The 23,605-nt window shown below is 70.6% G+C and carries 22 protein-coding genes, 7 tRNA genes and 3 pseudogenes; 10 read left to right on the forward strand and 22 right to left on the reverse strand.

Features of this window, described 5'->3' with window-relative positions; all coding sequences use genetic code 11:
• Positions 1-24: 24 nt before the first annotated feature.
• Positions 25-96: transfer RNA gene (locus Q2K21_RS23030), tRNA-Val, on the reverse strand.
• A 64-nt stretch (positions 97-160) separates the two neighbouring features.
• On the reverse strand, positions 161-607 hold the full coding sequence (locus Q2K21_RS23035; RefSeq protein WP_310774410.1) for an SRPBCC family protein: 447 nt from the start codon (positions 605-607) through the stop codon (positions 161-163).
• Between the two features lie 104 nt (positions 608-711).
• On the opposite strand from Q2K21_RS23035, the gene Q2K21_RS23040 reads away from it, so the two are divergent.
• Complete coding sequence (locus Q2K21_RS23040) at positions 712-3,060, forward strand: SCO7613 C-terminal domain-containing membrane protein (RefSeq protein WP_310774412.1); 2,349 nt, start codon at positions 712-714, stop codon at positions 3,058-3,060.
• Positions 3,061-3,082: 22 nt separating this feature from the next.
• Here the strand turns inward: Q2K21_RS23040 and Q2K21_RS23045 are convergent.
• The 9 genes and pseudogenes from Q2K21_RS23045 to Q2K21_RS23085 all read right to left on the reverse strand — a co-directional run.
• Positions 3,083-3,400: pseudogene (locus tag Q2K21_RS23045) on the reverse strand (exo-rhamnogalacturonan lyase family protein); the annotation flags it as partial.
• A gap of 60 nt (positions 3,401-3,460) precedes the next feature.
• The gene (locus tag Q2K21_RS23050; RefSeq protein WP_310774414.1) at positions 3,461-4,684 is read right to left on the reverse strand and encodes an RNA-guided endonuclease InsQ/TnpB family protein; all 1,224 of its coding nucleotides are present in this window, start codon (positions 4,682-4,684) and stop codon (positions 3,461-3,463) included.
• A gap of 115 nt (positions 4,685-4,799) precedes the next feature.
• Positions 4,800-5,081: pseudogene (locus tag Q2K21_RS23055) on the reverse strand (exo-rhamnogalacturonan lyase family protein); the annotation flags it as partial.
• A 75-nt stretch (positions 5,082-5,156) separates the two neighbouring features.
• Positions 5,157-5,753, reverse strand: a complete 597-nt coding sequence (locus Q2K21_RS23060; protein WP_310774416.1) for a hypothetical protein — start codon at positions 5,751-5,753, stop codon at positions 5,157-5,159.
• A 1-nt stretch (position 5,754) separates the two neighbouring features.
• Positions 5,755-6,648 (reverse strand): carbohydrate ABC transporter permease, encoded by an 894-nt coding sequence (locus tag Q2K21_RS23065; RefSeq protein ID WP_310774418.1) that lies wholly within the window; start codon positions 6,646-6,648, stop codon positions 5,755-5,757.
• Positions 6,645-7,613 carry a carbohydrate ABC transporter permease gene (locus tag Q2K21_RS23070; RefSeq protein WP_386276166.1) on the reverse strand — a complete coding sequence of 323 codons (969 nt, stop codon included), beginning with the start codon at positions 7,611-7,613 and terminating at the stop codon, positions 6,645-6,647. The genes Q2K21_RS23065 and Q2K21_RS23070 overlap by 4 nt, the downstream gene beginning before the upstream one ends.
• The gene (locus tag Q2K21_RS23075; RefSeq protein ID WP_310774419.1) at positions 7,613-8,899 is read right to left on the reverse strand and encodes an ABC transporter substrate-binding protein; all 1,287 of its coding nucleotides are present in this window, start codon (positions 8,897-8,899) and stop codon (positions 7,613-7,615) included. The genes Q2K21_RS23070 and Q2K21_RS23075 overlap by 1 nt, the downstream gene beginning before the upstream one ends.
• Before the next feature lie 705 nt (positions 8,900-9,604).
• Positions 9,605-9,676, reverse strand: a tRNA-Val gene (locus tag Q2K21_RS23080).
• A 55-nt stretch (positions 9,677-9,731) separates the two neighbouring features.
• Entirely contained in the window at positions 9,732-10,169 is a 438-nt protein-coding gene (locus tag Q2K21_RS23085; RefSeq protein ID WP_310774421.1) for a TIGR02611 family protein, read from the reverse strand.
• 191 nt (positions 10,170-10,360) lie between these two features.
• On the opposite strand from Q2K21_RS23085, the gene Q2K21_RS23090 reads away from it, so the two are divergent.
• Complete coding sequence (locus Q2K21_RS23090) at positions 10,361-10,774, forward strand: SsgA family sporulation/cell division regulator (RefSeq protein ID WP_003959770.1); 414 nt, start codon at positions 10,361-10,363, stop codon at positions 10,772-10,774.
• A gap of 307 nt (positions 10,775-11,081) precedes the next feature.
• A complete protein-coding gene (locus Q2K21_RS23095) occupies positions 11,082-11,639 on the forward strand; it encodes a CGNR zinc finger domain-containing protein (RefSeq protein ID WP_310774749.1) in 558 nt (185 codons plus the stop codon).
• Positions 11,640-11,852: 213 nt separating this feature from the next.
• On the opposite strand, the gene Q2K21_RS23100 is transcribed toward Q2K21_RS23095, so the two are convergent.
• Both Q2K21_RS23100 and Q2K21_RS23105 read right to left on the reverse strand, forming a co-directional pair.
• Positions 11,853-12,005, reverse strand: a complete 153-nt coding sequence (locus tag Q2K21_RS23100; RefSeq protein ID WP_189785967.1) for a hypothetical protein — start codon at positions 12,003-12,005, stop codon at positions 11,853-11,855.
• A gap of 165 nt (positions 12,006-12,170) precedes the next feature.
• Complete coding sequence (locus Q2K21_RS23105) at positions 12,171-12,623, reverse strand: hypothetical protein (protein ID WP_310774750.1); 453 nt, start codon at positions 12,621-12,623, stop codon at positions 12,171-12,173.
• Between the two features lie 234 nt (positions 12,624-12,857).
• Here Q2K21_RS23105 and Q2K21_RS23110 point away from each other — a divergent pair, with 234 nt between their 5' ends.
• Positions 12,858-13,382, forward strand: coding sequence for a DsbA family protein (locus Q2K21_RS23110; RefSeq protein WP_310774751.1), 525 nt, complete (start codon positions 12,858-12,860; stop codon positions 13,380-13,382).
• A gap of 236 nt (positions 13,383-13,618) precedes the next feature.
• Here Q2K21_RS23110 and Q2K21_RS23115 read toward each other — a convergent pair whose 3' ends face one another.
• Genes Q2K21_RS23115 through Q2K21_RS23125 form a run of 3 tightly spaced genes read right to left on the reverse strand, consistent with a single transcriptional unit; the run spans position 13,619 to position 16,367 of the window.
• Positions 13,619-14,443, reverse strand: coding sequence for a GNAT family N-acetyltransferase (locus Q2K21_RS23115; RefSeq protein WP_310774752.1), 825 nt, complete (start codon positions 14,441-14,443; stop codon positions 13,619-13,621).
• Between the two features lie 53 nt (positions 14,444-14,496).
• Complete coding sequence (locus Q2K21_RS23120; RefSeq protein ID WP_310774753.1) at positions 14,497-15,318, reverse strand: aminotransferase class IV; 822 nt, start codon at positions 15,316-15,318, stop codon at positions 14,497-14,499.
• Positions 15,315-16,367 (reverse strand): chorismate-binding protein, encoded by a 1,053-nt coding sequence (locus Q2K21_RS23125; RefSeq protein WP_310774754.1) that lies wholly within the window; start codon positions 16,365-16,367, stop codon positions 15,315-15,317. Before Q2K21_RS23125 ends, Q2K21_RS23120 begins: the two co-directional genes overlap by 4 nt.
• Before the next feature lie 200 nt (positions 16,368-16,567).
• Here Q2K21_RS23125 and Q2K21_RS23130 point away from each other — a divergent pair.
• From Q2K21_RS23130 to Q2K21_RS23150, 5 genes are all read left to right on the forward strand, one after another.
• A tRNA-Gly gene (locus Q2K21_RS23130) sits at positions 16,568-16,640 on the forward strand.
• A 39-nt stretch (positions 16,641-16,679) separates the two neighbouring features.
• Positions 16,680-16,753: transfer RNA gene (locus Q2K21_RS23135), tRNA-Cys, on the forward strand.
• Position 16,754: 1 nt separating this feature from the next.
• A tRNA-Val gene (locus Q2K21_RS23140) sits at positions 16,755-16,826 on the forward strand.
• A 53-nt stretch (positions 16,827-16,879) separates the two neighbouring features.
• Positions 16,880-16,951, forward strand: a tRNA-Val gene (locus tag Q2K21_RS23145).
• Positions 16,952-16,994: 43 nt separating this feature from the next.
• A tRNA-Val gene (locus tag Q2K21_RS23150) sits at positions 16,995-17,066 on the forward strand.
• A gap of 60 nt (positions 17,067-17,126) precedes the next feature.
• Here Q2K21_RS23150 and Q2K21_RS23155 read toward each other — a convergent pair.
• The 4 genes and pseudogenes from Q2K21_RS23155 to Q2K21_RS23170 form a co-directional block, all read right to left on the reverse strand.
• Positions 17,127-17,426: a TFIIB-type zinc ribbon-containing protein gene (locus Q2K21_RS23155; protein ID WP_310774755.1), complete on the reverse strand. Its 300-nt coding sequence runs from the start codon at positions 17,424-17,426 to the stop codon at positions 17,127-17,129.
• 98 nt (positions 17,427-17,524) lie between these two features.
• Positions 17,525-18,442, reverse strand: coding sequence for a phosphotransferase family protein (locus tag Q2K21_RS23160; RefSeq protein WP_310774756.1), 918 nt, complete (start codon positions 18,440-18,442; stop codon positions 17,525-17,527).
• A 425-nt stretch (positions 18,443-18,867) separates the two neighbouring features.
• Positions 18,868-19,077 carry a hypothetical protein gene (locus Q2K21_RS23165; RefSeq protein WP_310774757.1) on the reverse strand — a complete coding sequence of 70 codons (210 nt, stop codon included), beginning with the start codon at positions 19,075-19,077 and terminating at the stop codon, positions 18,868-18,870.
• A 198-nt stretch (positions 19,078-19,275) separates the two neighbouring features.
• Positions 19,276-19,583: pseudogene (locus tag Q2K21_RS23170) on the reverse strand (hypothetical protein).
• Positions 19,584-19,779: 196 nt separating this feature from the next.
• Here Q2K21_RS23170 and Q2K21_RS23175 point away from each other — a divergent pair.
• Positions 19,780-21,105, forward strand: coding sequence for a serine/threonine-protein kinase (locus tag Q2K21_RS23175; protein WP_310781182.1), 1,326 nt, complete (start codon positions 19,780-19,782; stop codon positions 21,103-21,105).
• A 263-nt stretch (positions 21,106-21,368) separates the two neighbouring features.
• Here the strand turns inward: Q2K21_RS23175 and Q2K21_RS23180 are convergent, their stop codons facing one another.
• Together Q2K21_RS23180 and cobA are read right to left on the reverse strand one after the other, a co-directional pair.
• Positions 21,369-22,187, reverse strand: a complete 819-nt coding sequence (locus tag Q2K21_RS23180; protein ID WP_310774758.1) for a TrmH family RNA methyltransferase — start codon at positions 22,185-22,187, stop codon at positions 21,369-21,371.
• A gap of 63 nt (positions 22,188-22,250) precedes the next feature.
• Complete coding sequence (cobA, locus tag Q2K21_RS23185) at positions 22,251-23,483, reverse strand: uroporphyrinogen-III C-methyltransferase (protein ID WP_310774759.1); 1,233 nt, start codon at positions 23,481-23,483, stop codon at positions 22,251-22,253.
• Positions 23,484-23,605 lie beyond the last annotated feature (122 nt).

The following is a 23,605-nucleotide window of genomic DNA, read 5'->3' on the forward strand; positions in this document are numbered from 1 at the left end:
TGCTGCGAACCGGCTCTTTCCCGGTGGGCGATACTGGGTTCGAACCAGTGACCTCTTCGGTGTGAACGAAGCGCTCTCCCACTGAGCTAATCGCCCGGGAACGCACTGAACAATACAGGTCCCGGCGGGTTCCCTTCAAACCGCTTCGAGACGGTCGCCCTCAATCCGCCTCCAGGTACGCCACGAGTCCCCGCCGCCCGGCCCGCATCATGAGCCGGTGGTTGGCCCGGAAGACCGGACGTCCCGGCACGGCGAACCGCCTGAGCAGCGGCTTGTTCACAGCGACCACCTGGTCGTAGCGGGCGAGGGTCCCCGTACCGGCCGCGGTGACCGTCCAGCGGGCCCAGCCTTCGATGTCGCCGGACATCGCGATCTCCAGCACGCCGGTGGCGGGGTCGTGCCGCGTCTCCCGTGCCGTGAAGGTCATGGCGTACGGCAGCACGGAGCGGATGATGATCACGGCGGTCGTGTCACCGAGCCGGTTCACCGCGCGGACCTGGGGCCACCACCGGGGATAGTCCTCGGCCCGCTCCAGCGCGGCGTACACGCGGGCGGGCGGGACGGGCAGCGGCCACAGGCTGCGGAAGCGGTAATGGTTCCAGTCCATGTGCCGAGTCTGCCGGTGGGGGCCATCGCCGTGCGTGATCTGAGTACGGCCCTGAGTACGCGGACTCATGCCCCGTGGCCGTGACGCGCGCCACACTCCCCAGCATGACCCACGTCCCGCCCCCGGCCGAGGAGTTGCGGATCCTCGACGCCGAGCTGTGGCAACTCGACGCCCGCCGCGCCCAGTTGCTGGCGCGCCGCGCCCAGCTGATCGGCCGCCTCCAGCCGGCCTTCCCGCCCGCTCCCCCGGCCCCCCGCCGGCCCGAGACCACCGCACCCCGCGTGCAGAACGTGCTCCTGGTCCTCGGGGGCGCCCTGCTGACCATCGCCGCGATCGCGTTCACGCTGGTCAGTTGGGGGCACCTGGGGATCGCCGGGCGGTCGCTGGTGCTGGGCGCGGTGACCGTGGCGGCACTCGGCGCGCCCGTACCGCTCCTGGGGCGCGGGCTCCGCTCCACGGCCGAGACGGTGGCGGGCCTGGGCCTGGCGCTGACGGTGCTCGACGCGTACGCACTGCACGAGGTGGCGCTGACGGCGACCGACGGCACCGGGTACGCGGCCGCCGCGGCCGCCGTCCTGGCCGGGGTGTGGTGTGCGTACGGCAGGGCGCTCGGTTCCCTGCGTATCCCGCTTCCGGCCGCCCTGGCCGCCGCCCAACTCCCCCTGCCCCTGTGGGCGGTCGCGGCCGGCGCGGGCTCGTACGGGGTCACGGCCGCGCTGCTGCTGACGGCCGCGTTCGACACGGTTGTCGCGCTGAGGACGGCCCTGATGTCCGTACGCGTAGCCGCCGCCGTCGGCGCGTACGGCATGGGCGGCTGGGGCGCATTGGCGGCCGGCCGGCTCTCCTGGGAGGCCACCGGTCCGAGCGCCGCCGCCCGTGCGGCGGCGCTCCTCGTCCTCGCTGCGGCGATCGCGCTGGGCGTCGCATGGCGGGCCGCGAAGCCGGGCCTCGCCGTCGGCGCCGCGGTGACCGGTGGGCTGCTCCTGGTCGCGGCCCTCGGTGGTGTTCCGCGCGCGTCGCTGCCCGGGATATGGGCGGTGCCCGGTTATCTGGCCTGCGGTGTCGCGTTGCTCGCGGCCGTGCGTGGCCCGTTGCCGGAGCCCGTGCGGCGCGGCTTGGCCTGGGCGTCGGGTTCCGTGCAGACCCTGGCGGTGGTGTGGGCGCTGCCTCTGTTGCTCGTCACCCTGCTGGGGCCGATCGGCCGGCTGGAACACGTCTGGTCCGGGCCCCCTTCGGACCTGCGCGCCGCCGTGACGGTCTGGGCGCCCTGGCCGCCGGACGCGGCGACCGTGCCGCTGGTGCTCGCGCTCGTCGCGGCTGTTCTGGCCGGAGTGGCCCGCGCCACCACGGTCTGGCGGGTCCAGGCCATGACGGTTGCCGTGGCTCTGGCATGGGCGACCGCGCTCGTGCTCCCCGCCACGCTGGAACTCCCTTATGTCATGGGACTGTTCGCCCAGGGACTGACGGCTGTGGCGACGCTGGCCGTGGCGGCGTGCGCGCGTCGGGCGCCGCTCTCCCTCACCGCCGTCCTGCTCTCCCTCCTCACCGCGGCCGGTCTCGCCCTCCTCTCGCTCGCCTCCCAGGGCGCGACCCTGGCGGTGCTCGCGGCGCTGACGGTGATCTTCGCGGTGGCCGCCGCGCATCGGCGTCTGACCGCCGTCGGGGCGAGTGCATCGCCGGCCGCTGCCACGGGCCTGGCCTGTGCGGTGGGTGCCGCGGCATCCTGGCCGGCCGCGCACACCGCGTTGCTGGTCCTGGTCGTCCCCGCGATCGCGGCCCTGCTGGCGGCGCGGGTCGCGCGGATCGCGGTGACGGTCGAGGTCACGGGCGCGGTGGCGGCCCTCGTGGCGATCGGGCTCGCCGTCACCGACGGCCCGGTGCTGGCGCTCGTGCTGGCCCTGTGCGGGGTGATCGCCGCGGGCACCGCCGTGCGCGCGGACCGCCGTCAGGCCGGATACGCGGCCGCCGCGCTGTTCGTGCTGGCCACCTGGGTTCGACTCGGGTCCTGGGCCGTCGGCGCCCCGGAGGCGTACACCCTGCCGGTGACCGTTCCGGCGCTGGTCGTGGGGTTCGTCCGGCGGCGCCGGGACCCGCTGGCCTCGTCCTGGACGGCCTACGGTCCCGGGCTCTCGGTCACGCTCGTGCCGAGCCTGCTCACGACGTGGGGCGACGCCGACTGGCCGCGCCCGCTGCTGCTCGGCACCGCGGCCCTCGCCCTGACCCTGCTGGGCGCCCGCCACCGACTGCGGGCGCCGCTCGTCCTCGGCGGGAGCGTGCTCGTCCTGGTCGCGCTGCACGAACTCGCCCCCTACCTGGTCCAGTTGGCGGGCGCGCTGCCCCGGTGGCTGCCTCCCGCGCTCGCCGGGCTGCTGCTCCTCGCGCTCGGCGCGACCTACGAGCAGCGGATCCGGGACGTCCGGCGGGCGCGGGAGGTGCTGGGGCGGATGCGCTGAGACCGTGTGTCTGAGGGGACGGTTACGGCATCCTGTCCCCCAGCAGCGCCAGGTTCTCGATGGCGGCGAGGCCGTACAGCGCGGTGTCGTTGGTGTACACCCAGTTGGCCTCGCTGCCCGGGACGAGGGTGACCGGGCCGCTCACCTCCGTCGTCTTCCAGGGCGAGGACTCCGTGTAGCCGTCGGAGCTGTAGGACTTCGTCCAGGCCCGCTTGGCGAGCGTGGCGTCCCCGGTCTGCACGGCCGCGTACGCGTCGAGGCGCGAGTGGCCCTGGAACAGCAGCAGGGAGCCGAAGTCGGAGCCGTACCGCGCCTTCTGGTCGGCCTTGGTGGCGTTGAATTGACTTGCTCTCCCTCCTGAAGGAGGGAGACTCTGGCCTGCTCGCTCGGTGCTGTGCCGCTACGCGGCACGGGCATCGGGCGGGCTTCCGTGGCTTCCTGTTTCGTCGCGCTGTGCCGGAACATGTTCTGGTCTTACCGGCGCTCCGCAGGCTGTCACCGCCAGTCCGGCGGCGTGTTTGACGTTGATCGCGGCGTTGTGGTCCCGGTCGTGGAGGGTGCCGCAGGCCGTGCAGGTCCATTCCCGCACGTCGAGGTGTTTGGGACCATCGCGGTGGCCGCAGGTGGAGCACACCTGGCTGGTGGGCTCGAACCGGCCGACCTTCACGAAGGTCCGGCCGTACCGCTTCGCCTTGTACTCCAGCATGCCCACGAACCGGGACCAGCCCGCATCATGCACGCTCTTGGCCAGCCGGGTGCGCGCCAGTCCGCAGACCGCCAGGTCCTCCACCGCGACCGCTTGATTCTCGCGGATCAGCCTGGTGGAGAGCTGGTGGTGGAACTCGCGGCGCGCGTCAGTTACCTGCGCGTGGGCGCGGGCGACCTTCAGGCGGGCCTTGGCCCGGTTCTTCGATCCCTTCTGCTTGCGGGACAATTCCCGCTGGGCCTTCTTCAGTTTCTTCTCGGCCCGGCGCAAGAACCGCGGGGAGTCGATCTTCGTGCCGTCGGACAGGACAGCGAAGTGGGTCAGGCCCAGGTCAATCCCGACAGCGCTGTCGGGGTCCGGCTCGCGGAAGCGGGTCCGGTCCTGCTCCGGGTCGGTGTCGATGACGAAGGAGGCGAAGTATCGCCCGGCTGCGTCCTTGATGACCGTGACGCTGGAGGGGATCGAGGGAAGAGCCCGCGACCAGCGTACTTTCACCTCGCCGACCTTCGGCAGCAACAGCCTCCCGGTCCCGGTGATCTTCCAGCGCGCGTTCGCGGTGAACCGGACCGACTGCCGTTCGTCCTTGCGGGACTTGAAGTGGGGCGCCCCTACCCGCGCCCCGTTGCGGGCTCCCTTCAGGGAGGAGAAGAAGTTCCGCCAGGCGCTCTCCGCGTCCCGCAGGGACTGCTGCAGCACCACCGCCGACACCTCGCCCAGCCAGTGCCGCTCGCGGGTCTTCTTCGCCTCGGTGACCAGCGTCCTCGACAGCACCGCCGCGGTGGGGAACGCCTCCCCTGCCGCCCGCTCCCGCGCCGCGATCGCGTCGTTGTACACCACCCGCGCGCACCCGAACGCCCGGGCCAGCGCGCTGCGCTGACCGGGTGTCGGGTCGAGACGGAAGGCATACCGAAGCTGCACGATCCGGACGCTAACACCAGTCACTGACAGCCCGGGACGGATCAGCCGAATCCTGCTCCGCCGGAACGATTCGGCGACGCTCCGCGTCGCCGCGTCCAGATTCGCTTCACCACCGGCGTGAACGCCGGTGCACTGCGAATGAATCCCGGTAGCGGCAGTAGTCGAGATATGCCTCCTTGAACCCGGGCACGTCGACCAGGTCGATCAGTTCGGCGCACAGTTCGCCCAGCCCGAAGACCGCCGACAGGTGCGAGACCGAGACGACGGGCGCGGACGCGATCGCGAACCTGCCCGTGTCGAGGTCGTACAGCCCGCTGCCCTGTACGAACCCATTGGGCTGGGCGGCGATCGGACCTGCGGGGATGGGAGACATGGCCTTTCCTTTCCGTGCGGGTGGTGCAAGGAAGTCAGGGGCATGACAGAGAGAGGTACGACGCCGGGGCGCCGACCTGATGGGGATGTGCCGGTCCGCTCAGCTGCTCCGGTGGCGCTCCTCGACGGCGACGGCGGCCGCCGCCACGGCTCCCAGGACGGGGATCGCGAGCGGCGCGATGAACCAGGCCGAACAGACCACCAGGGCCAGTCCGCCGGCGAGGAGGAAGGATCCGGCCGGGTCGAGGACGGTACGGCGCCCGGCCGCGGCGAGCAGGACGCGCCAGGAGTCACCCGGAGTCCAGGCCGCCGCCGCGCGCAGCCCGGCGACGGCCGCGCCGATCAGGGCGCACAGGCCCACGGCGCCGACGAGCGGCCCACCGGGCAGCCCGGCGCGCACGGCCTGGACGTCCACCCGGACGGCGACCGCCACCACCCACCCGGCGAGCCCGACGAGCCATCCCCGGCGTGCTGCCGCCCGGAAGTCCGCGGCGAACTCCCGCCATCCGCCGCCCTCGTGAGCCGTGCGCCGACGAAGGTGCCGGGCGCCGGCGGCGAAGGCGGCGGGGTAGGTGAGCAGCGGCAGGGAGGCCAGGGCGATCCAGACGCCGGTGAGCAGAGACTCGGCGAAGAGGGCGAACCTCTCGGCCAGGAGCGACTCGCGGCGGGCCTTCGGGCGGGCGTGATCGGTGGCCATGTCAGCCCTTCAGTCCGGACGTCGCCATGCCGTCGATGAGGTAGCGCTGGAAGGCGAGGAAGAAGAGCAGCACGGGCAGCAGCGCGACCAGGGACATCGCGATCATGCCGCCGTAGTTCGCGACGCCCTCCTGGTCGCGGAACATCATCATGCCGAGCGACACGGTGTACTTGCTCGGCTCGTTGAGGTAGATCAGCGGGCCCATGAAGTCGTTCCAGGCGTTGATGAACGTGAAGATCGCGCTGGTGATGAGGGCCGGCCGGCACAGCGGCAGCACGATCGACCAGTAGATCCGGAAGTGCCCGCAGCCGTCGAGGCGCGCCGCCTCGTCCAGTTCCCTCGGCAGGTTCCGCATGAACTGCACCATCAGGAAGACGAAGAACGCCTCCGTGGCCAGGTACTTGCCGATCAGCAGCGGCACATAGGTGTTGATCAGCTCCAGCTTCTGGAACATCACGTACTGCGGGATGAGCAGCACGTGGTACGGCAGCAGGAGCGTGCCGATCATCAGCGAGAACAGCAGGTTCCGCCCGGCGAAGCGGATGCGCGCGAAGGCGTACGCGGTCAGTGAGCAGGAGACGAGGATGCCGACGACCGCACCGAGCGCGTAGAAGAGGGAGTTCTGGAAGAAGGTGAGGATGGAGATGTCGGCGATGCCGTCGGCCAGGCCCTTGAAGTTGGCCAGGATGGGTTTCCCCGGGAACAGGTCCAGGCTGCCGATGATGTCCTTGCTCGGTTTGAACGAGGCGCCGATGACCCAGACGACCGGATAGAGGACGACCGCGAGGACGGCCAGGGCGCCGAGGTGCCAGGCGAGGGAGCCGGTTCGCCTACGGCCGACGGCCAGGAGTTCGGTGGTGCCGCCGGTGACGGACTTGGTCGCGGTGGTGCTCATCGGGCGTCCTCCTCGTAGTGCACCCATCGCTTCTGCGACCAGAACAGGACGGCCGTCACCAGGGCCACGGCGAGCAGCAGCATCCAGGCCATCGCGGAGGCGAAGCCCATCTGGGCCTCCTTGAAGCCCTTGTTGTACAGGTAGCAGGTGTAGACGAGCGTGGCGTCGGCCGGTCCGCAGGTGGCGTTCGAGACGACGTACGCCGAACCGAAGATCTGGAAGGAGTGAATGGTCTCCAGGAGGACGTTGAAGAAGAGGACGGGGGAAATCATCGGCAGGGTGATGCTCCAGAACCGTCTGAGCGGTCCGGCACCGTCGACCTCGGCGGCCTCGTACAGCTCCTTCGGTACCTGCTTGAGTCCGGCCAGGAAGATCACCATGGGCGCGCCGAACTGCCACACCGTGAGGGCGACCAGGCTGTACAGCACCCAGTCGGGGTTGCCGACCCAGCCGCCCACGTTCAGTCCGAAGACCGACTGTGTACGGTCCACGATCGCGTCGTCGGAGAACAGGGCACGCCAGACGAAGCCGACCGAGACGCTCGCGCCGATGAGCGAGGGGGCGTAGAAGGCGGCCCGGTAGAAGGCCTGCCCTCGGCGGCTCTGGGCGAGGAGCAGGGCCACGCCGAGGGCGAGGAGCAGCTTCAGCGGCGTACCGATGACGACGTACTTGGCCGTCACCTCCACGGACTTCTGCCACCGCGGGTCGTCCAACATCTTGGTGAAGTTGTCGAGACCGACCCACTTCGGTGAATTGAAGAGGTTGTAGTCGGTGAAGGCGAAGTAGAGGGACGCCACCATCGGGCCCGCGGTGAGCAGAAGGAAGCCCGCGATCCAAGGGGACATGAACAGATAGCCGGCGAGGTTCTCCCGGCGCCCCCGCCGCTTTGCGGTGGCGGGGGCGGTGGAACGTATCTCCGGGGCGTTCGCCGGAGAGTCCTTGACGAGCGTCACGGCGGTTCCCATCAGGCGGAGAAGGCGGACTGCGCCTCGGAGAAGAACTGCTTGACCGCGTCGGAGACCTTGGTCTTGCCCTGGGACATGTCGCCGCCGATCCGCAGGAAGGCGGACTCGACGGTGTCGGCACCGGCCGGGTGCGGGGTGATCGTGCCCAGGACACCCGCCTTGGCGGTGTCGTCCTCGTACTGCGCGATCTCCTTGTTGACCTCGTCGGTCGGCTTGAACGCCGCGTACTGCTCCTTGCTCGCCAGGATCCCGCGGTCGTAGCCCATGATCTTGCCGACCTCCGGGTCGTGGACCATGAAGTCGATGAACTGGGCGACCTCCTTGGGGTGCGCGGTGCGGGCCGAGGCGCTCAGCATCAGCGAGGCGAGGTACTGGCCGGTCTGCTTTCCGTCGGTCGTCGGGATCGGCGCGAGGCCGTAGGTGCTGGTGCCCTCGGCGGTGTAACGGACGGTGAAGTTGTCCCAGGTGAACTCCGAGGCCCCGTGGCCCGCGGTGACCGAGGACTTGGGTTTGTCCTGCTCGACCCGCTTCGGGTCGGTGATGATGCCGGCCTTCACGCGGCTGTAGCCGTCCGTCCACCACTCCGTCAGATCGGACTGGTCGAAGCCGAGTCCGTCCTTGGTGAAGAACGCCTTGCCGTTCTGCCGGAGGTAGAGGTCGTAGAGGTACATGATGCTGAAGTAGCCGGTGTCGCCGGGGATCCCGGTCTTGTCCTTGATGGTCTTCAGCGCCTTGAAGTAGTCGTCCCAGGTCCAGCCCGTGTGCGGCTCGATGCCCGCCTTGTCGAAGACCTTTTTGTCGATGACGAGCGCCATGGTGTTGGAGCCGACGGGGACGCCGAGCTGCTTTCCGTCGGCCTCTCCGACCTTGGTGACGCCCTCCCGGAAGTTGTCCAGGCTCAAATTCCCGGCGTCCACCTGGGACTTGAGGTCGAGCAGAACACCTCTCTTGTCGTACTTCCGAAGAAATCCGACGGCGTTCTGGAATACGTCCGGGGGATTTCCGCCTGCCGCCTGGGTCTGGAACTTCTCCCAGAACGCGACGTAATCCTGGAAGTCCGTCTTCACCTTGATCTTCGGGTACTTCTTTTCGAAGAGCTTGATGGACTGGTTGATCCTCTTCGCGCGCTCGTCGGCGCCCCACCAGGCGTAGCGGATGGTGACCGTCCCGTTCCCCGCGCCACTGTTCCCACCGCAACCGGTCGCCGTGGCCAGCCCCAGCGCCGCCACCGAGGCACCGGCCGCCTTCAGGACCGTCCGTCGCTCAACTTTCCCGTTCTCACGCATGATCGGGCCTTCCCGTGACAGTGCGTCAGCCATCGTGAATCGTTTCAAGTAAGCGCTTGCTGGCACAAGGTACGGAGGCCCTCCGGGCGCGTCAATGATTCGGACAGGAATTGCTGGGACAGCGTTGGGCGGCACGGGCGGGGGCGGAGGGTGGTGGTGGAGCGCGAGGGGCGAAGAATGCGCAGGCCGGGGAGCCAGGGGCGCACTTGCCCGGTCCGCACGGAAGGTTGACGGGGTGCGGGGCGGGGCAAGGGGCAGGCGACGGGGGCGGGGGCTGAAGGCAGACGCCCGCGCCGGCCGCTGCTGGAGTCAGGCACGAACGCTCGACTCGGCCGGCACCACCCATGCACCCGGACACCGAGAGCCACCGAAGGCTCCACCCGCCTGTCACCAGCCGTCGGTCCGGCTATCGGCTTGGATACGGGGAGGCGCGGTACGCGATCATGCGCGAGCACGAGGGACGAGCAGTGCTCGCTCCCCCGCCGGGTGGTCGGTCCACGCTCGACCGCATGACAAACTCGGCCCCATGACCAAGGCGCCCGGCGTCTGCCTCCCCGGACTCCCCGGAAGGGCGGTCGTGACCAGCGGCTCTCTCGGTGACCACAGGAACGGCGAAGCCCCCGTCACGTGCCGTGCGGGGGCATGTACGAGACGAGGGCGGCGCGGCTCCCGTTGTCCGTGAGCACACGCCGCCCTCGAATCCTGTGGGCGATACTGGGATCGAACCAGTGACCTCTTCGGTGTGAACGAAGCGCTCTCCCGCTGAGCTAATCGCCCGGGCGCAGGAAGAACATTACCCCATGTCAGGGGGTGCCCCCGACCACGTACTGGATCACTGGTCCTCGATGTTCCAGGGCATCGCGAACCCGAACTTCCAGACGTAGACACCGGCGAGCACGGCCACGATCGTCAGACCGACCGTCGTCAGGATGATGTTGCGGCGACGCACCTTGGGGTCGAGCACACGCTGGGTCGCCTCGGTCACCTTGCGCTTCGTCCAGCGCAGTACCAGCTGGGCCCAGACGAACTCCGTCGCCCAGATCGCCATGCCGCCGAAGATCACCAGCCAGCCCGGACCGGGGAGCGGAAGCATGATCACACCCGCGACGACCACCGCGAGGCCGACGACGAAAACGCCCACCTGCCAGCTGAGATGCAGCGCCCGTCGCGCCCTGATGAATTCAGGCGCCCTGGAACCGAGCTCCCGCTCGGGCTTGGTTTCCTCCGCGATCATGGCGACGTCGCCCCGTTCGTCACTCCCCGTATTCATACGGCCAAACCCTACCCGAGAGAAACCACTCACTGGAATGGCCGCACCGTACGAACGGTGTCTCGGCCGGATGAGCTACGTAAAGACAGGCAAAACACTCAGAGGGGTTTACAACGGCACCGTAGGTGGCATGTCGATTTCGCCGACGTGCGAATCCCCGAGCGCACACTGAGCGAAAGGCCTTGGCGCTTATGAACACCACGGTCAGCTGCGAGCTGCACCTGCGCCTCGTTGTGTCGAGCGAGTCCTCACTGCCTGTACCCGCGGGACTGCGGTATGACACGGCCGATCCCTATGCCGTGCACGCCACCTTCCACACCGGAGCCGAGGAGACCGTCGAGTGGGTGTTCGCCCGCGACCTCCTCGCAGAGGGCCTGCACCGGCCCACCGGGACCGGCGACGTCCGCGTCTGGCCGTCCCGCAGCCACGGTCAGGGCGTCGTATGCATCGCCCTGAGCTCCCCGGAGGGCGAAGCCCTGCTGGAGGCCCCGGCGCGGGCCCTGGAATCGTTCCTGAAGCGGACGGACGCAGCCGTGCCCCCGGGCACGGAACATCGCCATTTCGATCTCGATACGGAGCTCTCCCACATTCTGGCCGAGAGCTAACGAGAGACCCCTCAAGCCGCCCGGCGCCGTCCACTCGGGGAGACGGCTCGGGCCAGGACAACTGCATACGGCACACCCGGGCGCCGTCACCGCGAGCCCACGCGGAGGCGGCGCTGATGCGTGCACGGAGAGTGAGGAAATCGGCCCAAGGGGTGATGGGCGCGCTTCCTCGGGTGTCGCGGAGGCCGTGCGATCGTCATGAGGCGGTCCCTGCTCGGTCTGCGGCGGTCCCGTGGCGGCGGTAAGCCGCTAGGCTCGGCCAGCATCGGCGGGCGCCCGCCCGACCCCCCAGGCCAGGGAGCGACACGTGCTGATCACCCACGACACCCGGTGCGCGCTCGACCTCGTGGTGGATCTGGTGAACACCACACCCGAGGGCGAGGAGACGGACGGGCTCCCGGATGTCGCCGCACTCGACGATTTCGCGCGCGAGCACGATCTGAGCGATGTCGGCATCCTCTCGGAGCTCGACCTCTCGGCGGTACGCGCGATCCGCGGGCGGTTCGGCGCGGTCTTCGCGGCAACGGACGCCCGGACCGCGGCCGGGCTGATCAACGAGCTGGTCGCGGCGGCGGGCACCACGCCCCGGCTGACCGACCACGACGGCTACGACTGGCATGTGCACTACTTTGCGCCCGGCGCCTCCGTCGCCGATCACATCGCCGCGGACTGCGGGATGGCCCTGGCGTTCTTCGTGGTGGCCGGGGAGCAGGAGAGGCTGCGCCGATGCGAGGCGCCCGACTGCCGACGCGCCTTCGTCGATCTCTCCCGCAACCGCTCCCGCCGCTACTGCGACAGCCGCACCTGCGGAAACCGTCTCCATGTCGCCGCATACCGGGCGCGCCGCAAGGAAGCGGCGGGCTGAGGAACCGCCCGGCCGCCGGCCGGAGCGCCGCCCCGCTGGACAGCGCCGGAGCGCCGCCCCGTTGGACAGCGGCGGTGCCCCGACCCGTGGGGCAGCGCCGGTGCCCCGTTCTTGTGACCGGGCGGCGGAACGGCGTGGACACCCTGTCGTCGCGATCCGGCGGTGGGGCTGACGGAGCCCTCGGCGGGTGGCGCCAGGGGCTCCGCATACGGCTCAGAGCATCAGCAGGTCGTGCAGTGATGCCATGAGCAGCAGGCAGCCGATCACCGCAAGGAAGATCATCAGCGGTGGCTGGGAGAGCGCGAAGAGACAACCCCGACGCTCCTCGGGAGGAGCAGCGGTGTCGCTCTGGGTTGTGTCCAGCATCTCGCGGCGATGATGGCCCAGCCGATACCCGCCACGCGATCAACACGCCCGGAATGTCGGGGAGTTCGCCAATATCCACGGCGTGCGGAATGAAGGTGATCTCGGAGTGCGCCCCCTTTTGATCACCGTGCGCCCCCCGGCCGACCGCTGTGTCGTTTCAGGTCGTCATATGCCGTGCTTCTTGAGGATGGCCTCGATGTCGCTGAAGTCGTCCTTCGAGTCGGCCGCGCGGGGCGTGGCCGTGGGCCGGACGGCCGGGTGGCCCCCGGCACCCAGCGCGGGCGCGGAGGCGGTGGAAGCCGAGGGAGCCGCCGCCTCGCGCTGCGCGGCCTTCGCCGCCTTGCGCTCCTTACGGGTCCCGCCGCTGCGGCGCTCCACGGCCCGCGTGGTCGCGAACAACAGCCAGGCGGCGCCCAGCAGACCGAAGCCCGCCCATGCCGTAGGACTGAAGGCCGTGTCGGCCAGCCAGCCCACGATTCCCGTCATCACCAGGCCGACGGGCACGAGGGAGTACGCGGCGATGCGGGCCGCCGCGAGGAAACGCTTGCGATAGGCCGTGACCGCGGCGATGCCCAGGCCGGCCGCGGAGACGGCGGAACAGACTGTCTCGGCAATCATCCGGTCCTCCAGGCGGAGATCGGTCGGCAAGGTCGGTTCGTCCCTTCCATCCTGCACCGCCCGGAGCCCGGTATGCCACGGTCCGACCGGACCTCAGGGACATCTCCGGGTCGCCTCCTCCTCAGGGTGCGGGCCAACCTCCACCCGTGACCTCACAGACCCCGGTCATGTCTCCACCGCGGCCCGTGGAGGTCCCGTTTGGGGCGCGGTCCGGGTGCTGGGAGACTGGTGACCATGAGTGACTCCTCCCCCACACGCGCCGCCGCCCCCGTCCTGGACGTCTGGTGCGAACTCCAGTGCCCCGACTGCCGCAGTGCCCTGGACGACGTGCGCGCCCTGCGCGCCCGCTACGGCGACCGGCTGGAGCTGCGGCTGCGGCACTTCCCGCTGGAGAAGCACCAGCATGCCTTCGCTGCCGCGCAGGCCGCCGAGGAAGCGCTGGAGCAGGGACAGGGCTGGCCGTACGTCGAGGCCGTACTCGGCCGGGTCGAGGAGCTGGACCGCAAGGGAGAGGCGTTCCTGGTCGAAGTGGCCCGTGAACTCGGCCTGGACGCGGAGGAGTTCGACACGGCGTTGATCGACGGCCGGCACATCCTGATCGTCGACGCCGATCATGCCGAGGGCAAGGCGATCGGCGTGACCGGCACCCCGACGTACGTCATCGGCGGTGAGCGACTCGACGGCGGCAAGAGCCAGGAGGGGCTGCGCGAGCGCATCGAGGAGATCGCGGACCGGCTGCTGGCCGAGCAGGAGGCCTGATACGCGGGGCGCTCGTGGACCCGGTCGCCGCGTTCCGGCGTCCGGCCGCCACCGAGCACTTGCCCCTTCACCTCCGTCCATCCTTCAGGAGGGAGGTGAAGGGCGTCCTTGCGAAGGGCGTCCTTGCCCCTGCGGCCCGGAGGGCCCGGGCGTCTTGACGGAATCGCGTTGTCCGACAATGAGGTTGCCGGACATGCCGTCGGACGGGCGGCACGTGAAGCCCGTGGAGACCTCTTTCAAAGCAACGGCTTGTACAGGGCGTACCGCGTGGTCTCGTAACCGAGGGACTCATACAGCCGCTCGGCCGGCGTGTTGCCCGCGAACACGTTGAGCCCGAGGACGTGTCTGCCGGCGGCGACCGCCTGGATCTCCGCCAGCAGCATGAGCGTGCGGCCGTGCCCTCGGCCGCGGTGGGCCGCGTCGGCCTCCACGTCGAAGACGAAGGCCTGCTCCCCGCGCAGCGCCAACCACAGGGTGCCCACCCGCGTGCCCTCGTGCTCCAGGACACTGAACAGCATGTCTTCGGTGGCAAGCCCCTGCGGCAGAAGCTGCTCATGATCGCGCCGCGCCTTGGCGTACGCCTCGGCCTCCGGCACGCCTCGCTCGATCCAGTCGCGCGCGTACTGCTCCACTCCATGCGCCTGCCACGCGTCGAACTCGGCCTCCGTCATGGGTCGGGCGCGGCTGCCGGCGGGCAGTTCGGGCGGGGCCTCGCCGAGCCGCTTCTCCATGCCGCGGTTACGGAGGACGTAGCCGAGCGCCTCGGTCAGCCGCAGGGCCGCCTCGGCGTCGGCGGGGACGGTGGTCTCGATCCGCCGGCAGCCCCAGCCGCGCACCACCTCCTCCGCGGCGAGCGCGGCCACCGTGCCCCGGCCGCGCCGCCGGTCCGGCTCCTCGATACGCAGATCCAGGATCCGGGCCACCGAGTCGCCGAACTGGGGAGAGGTCCCGAGGTGTATCTCGCCCACGGGACGGCTGTTCACGCACACCTGATAGCGACGTGAACGCGTCCCGTCGGACGCGCGCTGAAGCGGCTCGGTCGGCCGCAGGGTCGTGGTCATCAGGGGTGTTCTACCCGGCGCGCGGACCCGGGTCAGCCGAATTTCCGTGGCTTTCAGGGATCGAGGTCGTCCCCGGAGCGTTCGTCGAAGATCCGCATGACCTTGGCGGTCACGGGGCCGGGCGCGCCGGACAGTTCGCGGTCGTCGACCCGGTGCACGGCCTGCACGTCCCGCAGCGTGGACGTGAGGAATATCTCGTCCGCGCGCTCCAGGACGTCCAGCGGCAGATCGGTCTCCTTGGCGCCGGTCCACTCGACGGTGAGCGCGCGCGTGATGCCCGCGAGACAGCCGGAGGCGAGCGGCGGGGTATGGATCTCGCCGTCGAGTACGACGAAGACGTTCGACCCCGTGCCCTCGCAGAGCTGTCCGACCGTGTTGGCGAACAGTGCCTCGGAGGCGCCCTGTTGGGAGGCCCGGGCGAGGGCGACCACGTTCTCGGCGTACGACGTCGTCTTGAGGCCGGTCAGCGCGCCGCGTTCGTTGCGGGTCCAGGGCACGGTGATCACGGCGGTGGAGTCGGGGCGCCGGGTGGTCTCGCCGAGGGCGACCACGAGGGTCGGGCCCTGCTCGCCGCGGTCGGAGCCGAGCGGTCCATGGCCGCCGGTGTAGGTGATGCGCAGGCGTCCGAGCGGCATCGCGTTGGCCTCCAGGACGGCGGCGCAGGCGCGGCGGACCTCGTCGAGGTCGGGGTCCGGAAGGCCCAGGCCGCGTGCCGAGCGGGTGAGCCGGTCGAGGTGGCGGGTCAGCGCGAACAGCCGCCCGTCCGTGGCCTTGACGGTCTCGAAGATGCCGTCGCCGACGGTCAGTCCGTGGTCGAAGACGGAGACACGGGCGGACTCGATGTCCTGCAGCCCACCGTCGAGCCAGATTTTCACGTAGGGGTCCCTCCACTCGCCTCGTACGCTCCCGACGCTACCGCGAGCAGCCGGGCGGCCTTCAGCTCGGTCTCGTGCCACTCGCCCTCGGGGTCGGATCCCCAGGTGATGCCCGCGCCCGTGCCGAAGCGCAGGACCGCCGCGCCCCCGGCGGTCCGGTCGATCCAGAACGTACGGATGCCCACGGCCAGCTCGCCTACGCGCCGGTCGGCGTCGACCCAGCCGATACCGCCGCAGTACGGACCGCGCGGCGCCGTCTCCAAGGCGTCGATGATCCTCAGGGCGCTCGACTTGGGCGCGCCGGTGACCGATCCCGGCGGGAAGGCCGCGGCGAGCAGATCGGGCCAGCCGGCGTCGGTGCGCAGCTCGCCGCGGACGGTGGAGACGAGGTGGACCAGGCCGGGGTGCTTCTCGACCACGCACAGGTCGGGGACCGTGACACTGCCGGTGGCGCAGACGCGTCCGATGTCGTTGCGGACCAGGTCCACGATCATCACGTTCTCGGCGTAGTCCTTCTCCAGGAGGTCCGCCTCGGTACGCCCCGTGCCCTTGATCGGGCCGGACTCCACGAGCCTGCCGTCGCGCCGTAGGAAGAGCTCGGGAGACGCGGTGGCGATCTCCACTCCGTGCTCCGGCAGACGAATCGTTCCTGCGTACGGTGCCGGATTGCCGCGTGCCAACAGCGCGGTCAGGGCGTCCACGTCGGTCCCGGGCTGGATCGGCGCGGAGAGCACGCGGCAGAGGTTCGCCTGATAGACCTCGCCGGCCGCGATGTGCTCGCGGATCCGTCGCACGCCCGCGGTGTACGCGGCGTGGTCGAGTGAGGACGTCCAGTCATCGGCCGCCGGTCCCCGCCATCGGCCCGGCACGGGAGCGGGCACGGGTTCTTCTCGTACGTCCCTGAAACGGGCGCAGGTCAGACGCCCTTCGTAGTCCGCGCAGACGGCCCAGAAACCGGTGGAGTCGAGGGCCGCGGGGTCGCTGGTGACATCGAGAAGACCGGTGGCGACGCGGTTGCCGAAACGGGCGAGCGGAGGGAGGTCGAGCACGCAGTCGAGTCTATGGCCGGTGTCCCGCGGGTGGCCCGGACATGTCCTCGCGGCAGCCCCGACCACGCCCTGACCATGTCCTGACCATGTCCTTGAGCGGGCACAGGGCAGCACGCTGCACAAACGCGTTTTTGTGCTGGCCCGGGAATCCGCTAGAGTTCAACACGTCGCCGGGACGCGGGAGCGGACCGAAACGACAAGCGGACGTAGCTCAGTTGGTAGAGCGCAACCTTGCCAAGGTTGAGGTCGCGAGTTCGAGCCTCGTCGTCCGCTCGAAGGAACCAGGGGATCTTCCCGAGCCCCTGCACTCCTGGTGGAGTGGCCGAGAGGCGAGGCAACGGCCTGCAAAGCCGTCTACACGGGTTCAAATCCCGTCTCCACCTCCAAGGACGATTAGCTCAGCGGGAGAGCGCTTCCCTGACACGGAAGAGGTCACTGGTTCAATCCCAGTATCGTCCACTGGTCCGCGAGGACCTGATCCACAAGGGTCTGTATGATCTGCGAGGATCCCCGCGCGATTAGCTCAGCGGGAGAGCGCTTCCCTGACACGGAAGAGGTCACTGGTTCAATCCCAGTATCGCGCACGCAGCACCCACGCCCGTCTCCTCGGAGCGGTCGTGGTCCCGAGGACGATTAGCTCAGCGGGAGAGCGCTTCCCTGACACGGAAGAGGTCACTGGTTCAATCCCAGTATCGTCCACACACCGAAGCCCCCGGCCCTGTGGCCGGGGGCTTCTTCGTGGGCTCAGTGGCCTCGAACTCAGCTGGAGAACAGCATGTGGCCGAAGCTCTTGTGACGGTGGTGGCCGTAGTGATCGCCATGGCCTCCGTGGTGGCCGCCGTGGCCGCCGTGCGGGGCGCCCCAGGCGGGAGCGGCCGGGTAGGCCTGCGGGGCGGGCGGGGGCGGCGGGGCGGGCTGCGCCCACTGGGACTCCAGGCGGGTCAGCGCCTCCAGCTCCCCGTAGTCCAGGAAGATGCCGCGGCAGCCGCTGCACTGCTCGATCTGGACGCCGTTGCGGTTGTACGTGTGCATCGGCGCATGACACTTCGGACACTGCATGGTCGGCTCAACTCCTCGCCGGTCGGTGGTGCTTCGCCAGGTAGGGACTCGCTGTGGTCCTGGCCGGTTGCAGCCTACGTCGCACATCCTTGCGCCAACTACGGCGGAATGGGGCCCATTCGGACACAGGCGTCGACCACGGCCTGCTCCACCTCGTCCAGGGAACGGTCCGCGGCGAGGGACTTGGCGATGGCCAGGGCCGCCGTCTGCACGGTGAGGGCACGGGCGGGAACGTCGAGCGCCGGCCAGGGGTCGCCGGTGGAGGGGACGGCGGGGCCGCCCTCCCGCCGGTACGCGGTGAGGAAGCGGGTCCACTCGTCGGGCGGGAGCAGCCCGCAGGCGTACCAGGCGGCGGGGCGTGCCAGGTCCCAGGCCGGGTCACCCATGCCGAGGTCGTCGACGTCGATGAGGAGCCAGGGGCCGGTGTCGGCGGGGTGGCGTACGAGCTGACCGAGGTGGAGGTCACCGTGGCAGAGGGTCCGTGGGGACGGCATGGGCGCTTCCGCGCGCGCCCAGGCGGGGAGAGCGGCCCAGGCACGGAGCACGGCTTCGGCAGCGGGATGAGGGCCGGCCGCACGGAGGCGCCCGATCGCTCGGGCGGCCTTGGCGGGGCCGCGCATGGGTGGGAGGCCGGCGGGGGCTGGGGCCTTGTGGAGTCGTGCGAGGAGCGTGGCGGCCGCCTCCCAGGGTGCGGCCTCCGGGATGTCCGGGTCCACGGGCGTGCCGTACGGCCAGAAGGTCACGAGGTGGCCCTGGAGGGTGACAGGGGTGGGGTGGAGGGGGGCGAGGAGGACGCCGGGGAGGCGGGTGGCGGTGGTGAGGCGGAGGGAGAGTTCGGCGAGGTCGGTGCCGGGGGTGTGGGCCTTGGCGACGGCGGTGCCGTGGCGGACCACGGTCGCGTTGTCGCTGCGCTCGGCGAGGACCGTGTCCTGGGTCGGGCAAGGGCAACCTGTGCCGTCGTCCGCGTGCGCCGCGGCGCGGGCCTTCGCGGTGAGCGCGGGCAGTAGTGCGGTCACGGGTCCCCTTGGGTTGTACGGCGCTGGTGGTGAGCGTACGGGGACGGTGGCGACCGAAGGTTGAGCGCTGCCCGGTGCAGGGGCCGGCCGGGGGTGGGTTTCGCTTCCCGGCGCTTGCCCGGTGCCTCCCCCCAAGCTCTTCGAGCAGGGGGTACCCCCAGCGCCCACCCGTGCCGCCCTGGGGGTCCCCCCAGGCCCTTAAGGCACTGGGGGAGGCACGACTGCCCGCAGCTACGGCGGCTGCGGCCACAGCGGCGCTCAACCACCTCCGCGGGAGCGGCGCCCGTTTAGGCGCAAAACGGCGTAACGCCCGCGCAGCTCCCCAGCTGCGCGGGCGTTTGTGCCGTCCGCCGCACCCCCGTCCCCACGGGGTTTCATGGATGGATGTCCCCGCCCGAACCGCTCTTCCGGGCCCGGGGCGCCGCTCAGCGCCCCAGCATCACACCCACGGACGACGCTTGTGTGACCACTGCCTCCCAGCCGCCGAAGGCGTACACGAGCAGGGCCGCGAGAGGGAGGACCATCGCGGTCGCCACCAGCGGGTGGCGGCGGCCCGGGCGGCTCGTGCCGAACGCGGCGCCGTACACCTGGCGTCCCTGCGTGCGGAGCAGTGTCCGCGGTGCCGTCTGGGCCATGGTCCCTCTCCTGACCGTAGTGCTGTTGTCTTGGCAGCGGCGGGTGTCTGACCTCGGGGGACGAGTGCTGCACCCGCCGCTTGACCTCAAATCTAGGTGCCCGGCGGGCCGGGGTCGTCATGCCCTCGTACCGCTTGCCAGGCCTCCCGGAGGATGAGCGATGACCTGCGATGTACTCCCCTGGGTGGAGACGAGGTCCTAGGTCTCAGGGTCTTCCCTGAGGGGACGCCCGGTGTGTCCCATCTGCTCCGAGGCGTCCTCGCGCGGAACCGGCTGCTCCAACAGCGCCGGCACCCGGTTCGCCATGGAACGGGCCGTCCTCACCACGGAACCTCCCCCACTGCCTGAACGGCGTGGGGGGACCCCCACCGGGTGACTTCGCTCACTTCCACGACTCCCCTGCGCACCGCCGTCTCCACGCGACGGCCCGCCCTGCTCGCCACCACCTCGTACGTACGCGTCTTGTCCCCGGCGTCCACGACCATCTCCACACGATCATGCTTCACGGACTCAATCCCCTTCCCGCACCCGGTGGTTGGGATCACATGCAGCCCAAAGCCGCCTTACTCGCACCTCCCCTGACCACCCCTCAAGTCTCCCGCCCGGCACTGACAATCGATCGGGACGAGAGGGCGCGGCCTCTGCGCGCACCCGGCTGTGGAAACGTAAGCTGTGGCTCGTCAAACGGACCGGGCAGCGGGGATGGACATGGCGATGATGCGCCTGAGGCGTGAGGACCCGCGTGTCGTCGGCTCGTTCAGGCTTCACCGGCGGCTCGGCGCGGGCGGAATGGGCGTCGTCTACCTGGGCTCGGACAAGCGGGGCCAGCGCGTCGCGCTGAAGGTGATCCGTCCGGACCTGGCGGAGGACCAGGAGTTCCGGTCGCGGTTCGCGCGTGAGGTCTCGGCGGCACGGCGCATTCGCGGTGGGTGCACGGCACGGCTCGTGGCCGCCGATCTGGAGGCGGACCGACCGTGGTTCGCCACCCAGTACGTGCCCGGCCCCTCCCTGCACGACAAGGTCGCCGAGGAGGGGGCCCTCACGGCCGCCGAGGTGGCCGCCGTGGGTGCCGCCCTCTCCGAGGGCCTTGTGGCGGTGCACGAAGCCGGGGTCGTCCACCGCGACCTGAAGCCGTCCAACATCCTGTTGTCCCCGAAGGGGCCGCGGATCATCGACTTCGGCATCGCCTGGGCGACGGGCGCCTCGACGCTCACGCACGTCGGTACGGCGGTCGGTTCGCCGGGCTTCCTCGCCCCCGAGCAGGTGCGCGGGGCCGCCGTCACCCCGGCCACGGACGTGTTCTCGCTGGGCGCCACGCTGGCGTACGCGGCGACCGGCGACTCGCCCTTCGGGCACGGCAGTTCCGAGGTGATGCTCTACCGGGTGGTGCACGAGGAGCCCCAGTTGCACGGCGTACACGACGCGCTGGCCCCGCTGGTGCGCGCCTGCCTGGCGAAGGATCCCGAGGAGCGGCCCAGCACCCTCCAACTCTCCCTCCGGCTCAAGGAGATCGCGACCCGGGAGGCCCAGGGGTTCACGGACGTACGGCCGCCCGTCCCGCGCGGGGACCCGGACCGGCCGACGGGGCGGCTGGCGGAGCAGTACGCCGATCAACGCACCGTACGGCGCCCGCAGGGGCCGGTCACTCCCCCGCCCCGTAACAACGGCTCCCGGCCCGGGGCGCGTCCGACGCCCGCGCAGCGCAACACGACCCGCTCCGGCAACACGACCCGATCCGGCGGCCGGCCCGCACCGCGCAGCGGAGCCCGACGGCCGGCGCCCCGGACCACCGGGGCCGGACGACGCCCGGCCAACCCGCGGCTGCTGCGCCAGCGGCTGTTCGTGTTCGTCGTGGTGACGCTGCTGGTGGCGCTGGGCATCGCCGCGGCCCAGGGGTGCCAGGGGCCGGCGCGCGGCCTGGACGACGGGAACGTGCGCCAGGACGTACGACCTCAGCAGTCGTACGCTCCGCTGCCCGGTGACCTGATGGTCGACCAGCACAGGAGCCAGCTGAACCGGGACGACTGACCGGCGGTCGGCGGGGAACCCCGGCCGACTCCGACGGGAGGCCGTCGCGGCGGCGGTCGCGGTTCTGGCGGTGCTGTGCCGGGGGTGCCCGGCAGCCGTCACAGCCGCGGCAGGATCCTCCCCCACTCTCGACTTCGCCCGAGCGGGGGGACCCCCACGAAGAACTCCCGGTCGCCGTCGAAGAGCGGGTCCAGCGCGAGGAACTCCCCCGCCGCGACACAGCGACGATCGCCTCCCGCTGCCCGCGTCATCACGGACGCCCCTCAGAGCTGGGGACGTCCTGTGGCCACCGCGTAGAAGGCGACGGCGGCCGCCGCGCCCACGTTGAGGGAGTCGACGCCGTGGGCCATGGGGATGCGGACCCATTCATCGGCGGCGACGAGCGCCTGGGTGGACAGGCCGTCGCCCTCCGCGCCGAGCATCAGCGCGACGCGGTCCATCTTGTGCGGTGCCGTCTCGTCGAGGGTCTTGGCCTTCTCGTCGGGGGTGAGCGCGAGGAGCGTGAAGCCCGCCTCGCGGACCGACTCCAGTCCCTTGGGCCAGGTGTCGAGACGCGCGTAGGGCACCGAGAAGACCGCGCCCATGGAGACCTTCACGCTGCGGCGGTAGAGCGGGTCGGCGCAGTCGGGCGACAGCAGGACCGCGTCCATGCCGAGGGCCGCCGCCGACCGGAATATGGCGCCGATGTTGGTGTGGTCGTTCACGGATTCCATGATCACGACCCGGCGCGCGGTCGCCAGGAGCTCGTCCGCCGTCGGCAGCGGTTTGCGCTGCATGGAGGCGAGCGCGCCACGGTGCACGTGGTAGCCGGTGACCTGCTCGGCCAGTTCCGGGCTGACCGCGTACACCGGGGCCGGGAGTTCGTCGATGACGTCCCGCATGACGTCGACCCACTTGGCGGACAGCAGCATCGAGCGCATCTCGTAACCGGCGTCCTTGGCCCGTCTGATGACCTTCTCGCCCTCGGCGATGAACAGGCCCTCGGCGGGTTCGCGCTTACGGCGCAACTCCACGTCGGTCAGGCCCGTGTAGTCGCGCAGGCGCGGGTCGTCGGGGTTCTCAACGGTAATGAGATCGGCCACAGGGTGATACTGCCTTGTCCTGGGTGTGGTGCCAACGGCTGGAACGGGAAGTGTTACCCGGGGTTACTCGGCGGGTCGCGGGCCCACCGTCACGACCTCGCCGATGACGATGACCGCCGGGGGCTTCACATCCTCGGCCCGTACGGTCTCGGCGACCGTCGCCAGGGTGGCGTCGACGCGGCGCTGGGCGGCCGTCGTGCCCTCCTGGACCAGGGCGACGGGCGTGTCGGGCGCCTTGCCGTGGGCGACGAGGGTCTCGGCGATCTTCCCGATCTTGTCGACGCCCATGAGGACGACGAGCGTGCCGGTCAGCTTCGCCAGCGACGGCCAGTCGACCAGAGAGCGCTCGTCGTCAGGGGCGACATGGCCGCTGACCACCGTGAACTCGTGTGCGACTCCACGGTGGGTGACAGGGATGCCCGCCGCACCGGGGACCGAGATCGAGCTGGAGATGCCGGGTACGACCGTGCACGGGATGCCGGCTTCGGCGAGCGCCTGGAGCTCTTCCATGCCGCGCCCGAAGACGTACGGATCGCCGCCCTTCAGACGGACGACCGACTTCCCCTGCTTGGCGTGCTCGATCAGCGCGTTGTTGATGGCCTCCTGGGCCATGAAACGGCCGTACGGGATCTTCGCCGCGTCGATCACCTCGACGTGCGGCGGCAGTTCGGCCAGCAGGTCGCGCGGGCCGAGCCGGTCCGCGATGACCACGTCGGCCTCGGCGAGGAGGCGGCGGCCGCGGACCGTGATCAGGTCCGGATCGCCGGGGCCACCACCGACCAGCGCGACGCCGGGGTTACGGGTGCGGTGGTGCGGGGCGACGAGCGTGCCGTCGCGCAGGCCCTCCACCACGGCGTCGCGGATGGCTGCGGTGTGACGGGGGTCGCGGCCCTTCGCCTCGGTGGTGAGGACGGCGACCGTGACGCCCTCACTGTGGCCGGTCGCGGGGGTCCAGGCGGTGGCGGCGTCGGCGTCGTCGGAGCGGACGCACCACACGCGGTGGCGCTCGGCTTCCGCGGAGGCGGCGGTGTTGGCCTCGACATCGCTGGTGGCGATCAGGGCGTACCAGGCGTCCGCGAGGTCGCCGTCCTCGTACGGGCGCTTCTTCCAGGTGATCTCCCCGGCGTCCGCCATGGCTTCGACGGAGGGTGTCGCTTCCGGGGACACGAGGACGATGTCCGCGCCCGCTGCGATGAGCGCGGGGAGGCGGCGCTGGGCTACCTGGCCGCCGCCGAGGACGACCACGCGGCGGCCGGAGAGGCGGAGGCCTACGGGGTAGGCAGGGTGTTCGGCCATGTGAGGTGCGGCTCCTCGTCCTGGCGGTACGAATGGGCGCTACTGCTCTGGAGCGGCCCTGACGTGCGCATTTTAGATGTGGGGTCAGCGTACGGCGGGGCCGGGGGCACGCAGGAGCGCGT

This window comes from Streptomyces sp. CGMCC 4.7035, from assembly GCF_031583065.1.
Lineage (GTDB): Bacteria > Actinomycetota > Actinomycetes > Streptomycetales > Streptomycetaceae > Streptomyces > Streptomyces yaanensis.

Coding starts and splice junctions, on each gene's coding strand:
- Q2K21_RS23035 (WP_310774410.1), bottom strand. CDS start 607: ATGGACTGGAACCATTACCGCTTCCGCAGCCTGTGGCCGCTGCCCGTC.
- Q2K21_RS23040 (WP_310774412.1), top strand. CDS start 712: ATGACCCACGTCCCGCCCCCGGCCGAGGAGTTGCGGATCCTCGACGCC.
- Q2K21_RS23060 (WP_310774416.1), bottom strand. CDS start 5,753: ATGGCCACCGATCACGCCCGCCCGAAGGCCCGCCGCGAGTCGCTCCTG.
- Q2K21_RS23065 (WP_310774418.1), bottom strand. CDS start 6,648: ATGAGCACCACCGCGACCAAGTCCGTCACCGGCGGCACCACCGAACTC.
- Q2K21_RS23070 (WP_386276166.1), bottom strand. CDS start 7,613: ATGGGAACCGCCGTGACGCTCGTCAAGGACTCTCCGGCGAACGCCCCG.
- Q2K21_RS23075 (WP_310774419.1), bottom strand. CDS start 8,899: ATGCGTGAGAACGGGAAAGTTGAGCGACGGACGGTCCTGAAGGCGGCC.
- Q2K21_RS23085 (WP_310774421.1), bottom strand. CDS start 10,169: ATGAATACGGGGAGTGACGAACGGGGCGACGTCGCCATGATCGCGGAG.
- Q2K21_RS23090 (WP_003959770.1), top strand. CDS start 10,361: ATGAACACCACGGTCAGCTGCGAGCTGCACCTGCGCCTCGTTGTGTCG.
- Q2K21_RS23100 (WP_189785967.1), bottom strand. CDS start 12,005: ATGCTGGACACAACCCAGAGCGACACCGCTGCTCCTCCCGAGGAGCGT.
- Q2K21_RS23105 (WP_310774750.1), bottom strand. CDS start 12,623: ATGATTGCCGAGACAGTCTGTTCCGCCGTCTCCGCGGCCGGCCTGGGC.
- Q2K21_RS23110 (WP_310774751.1), top strand. CDS start 12,858: ATGAGTGACTCCTCCCCCACACGCGCCGCCGCCCCCGTCCTGGACGTC.
- Q2K21_RS23115 (WP_310774752.1), bottom strand. CDS start 14,443: ATGACCACGACCCTGCGGCCGACCGAGCCGCTTCAGCGCGCGTCCGAC.
- Q2K21_RS23155 (WP_310774755.1), bottom strand. CDS start 17,426: ATGCAGTGTCCGAAGTGTCATGCGCCGATGCACACGTACAACCGCAAC.
- Q2K21_RS23165 (WP_310774757.1), bottom strand. CDS start 19,077: ATGGCCCAGACGGCACCGCGGACACTGCTCCGCACGCAGGGACGCCAG.
- Q2K21_RS23175 (WP_310781182.1), top strand. CDS start 19,780: ATGGACATGGCGATGATGCGCCTGAGGCGTGAGGACCCGCGTGTCGTC.
- cobA (WP_310774759.1), bottom strand. CDS start 23,483: ATGGCCGAACACCCTGCCTACCCCGTAGGCCTCCGCCTCTCCGGCCGC.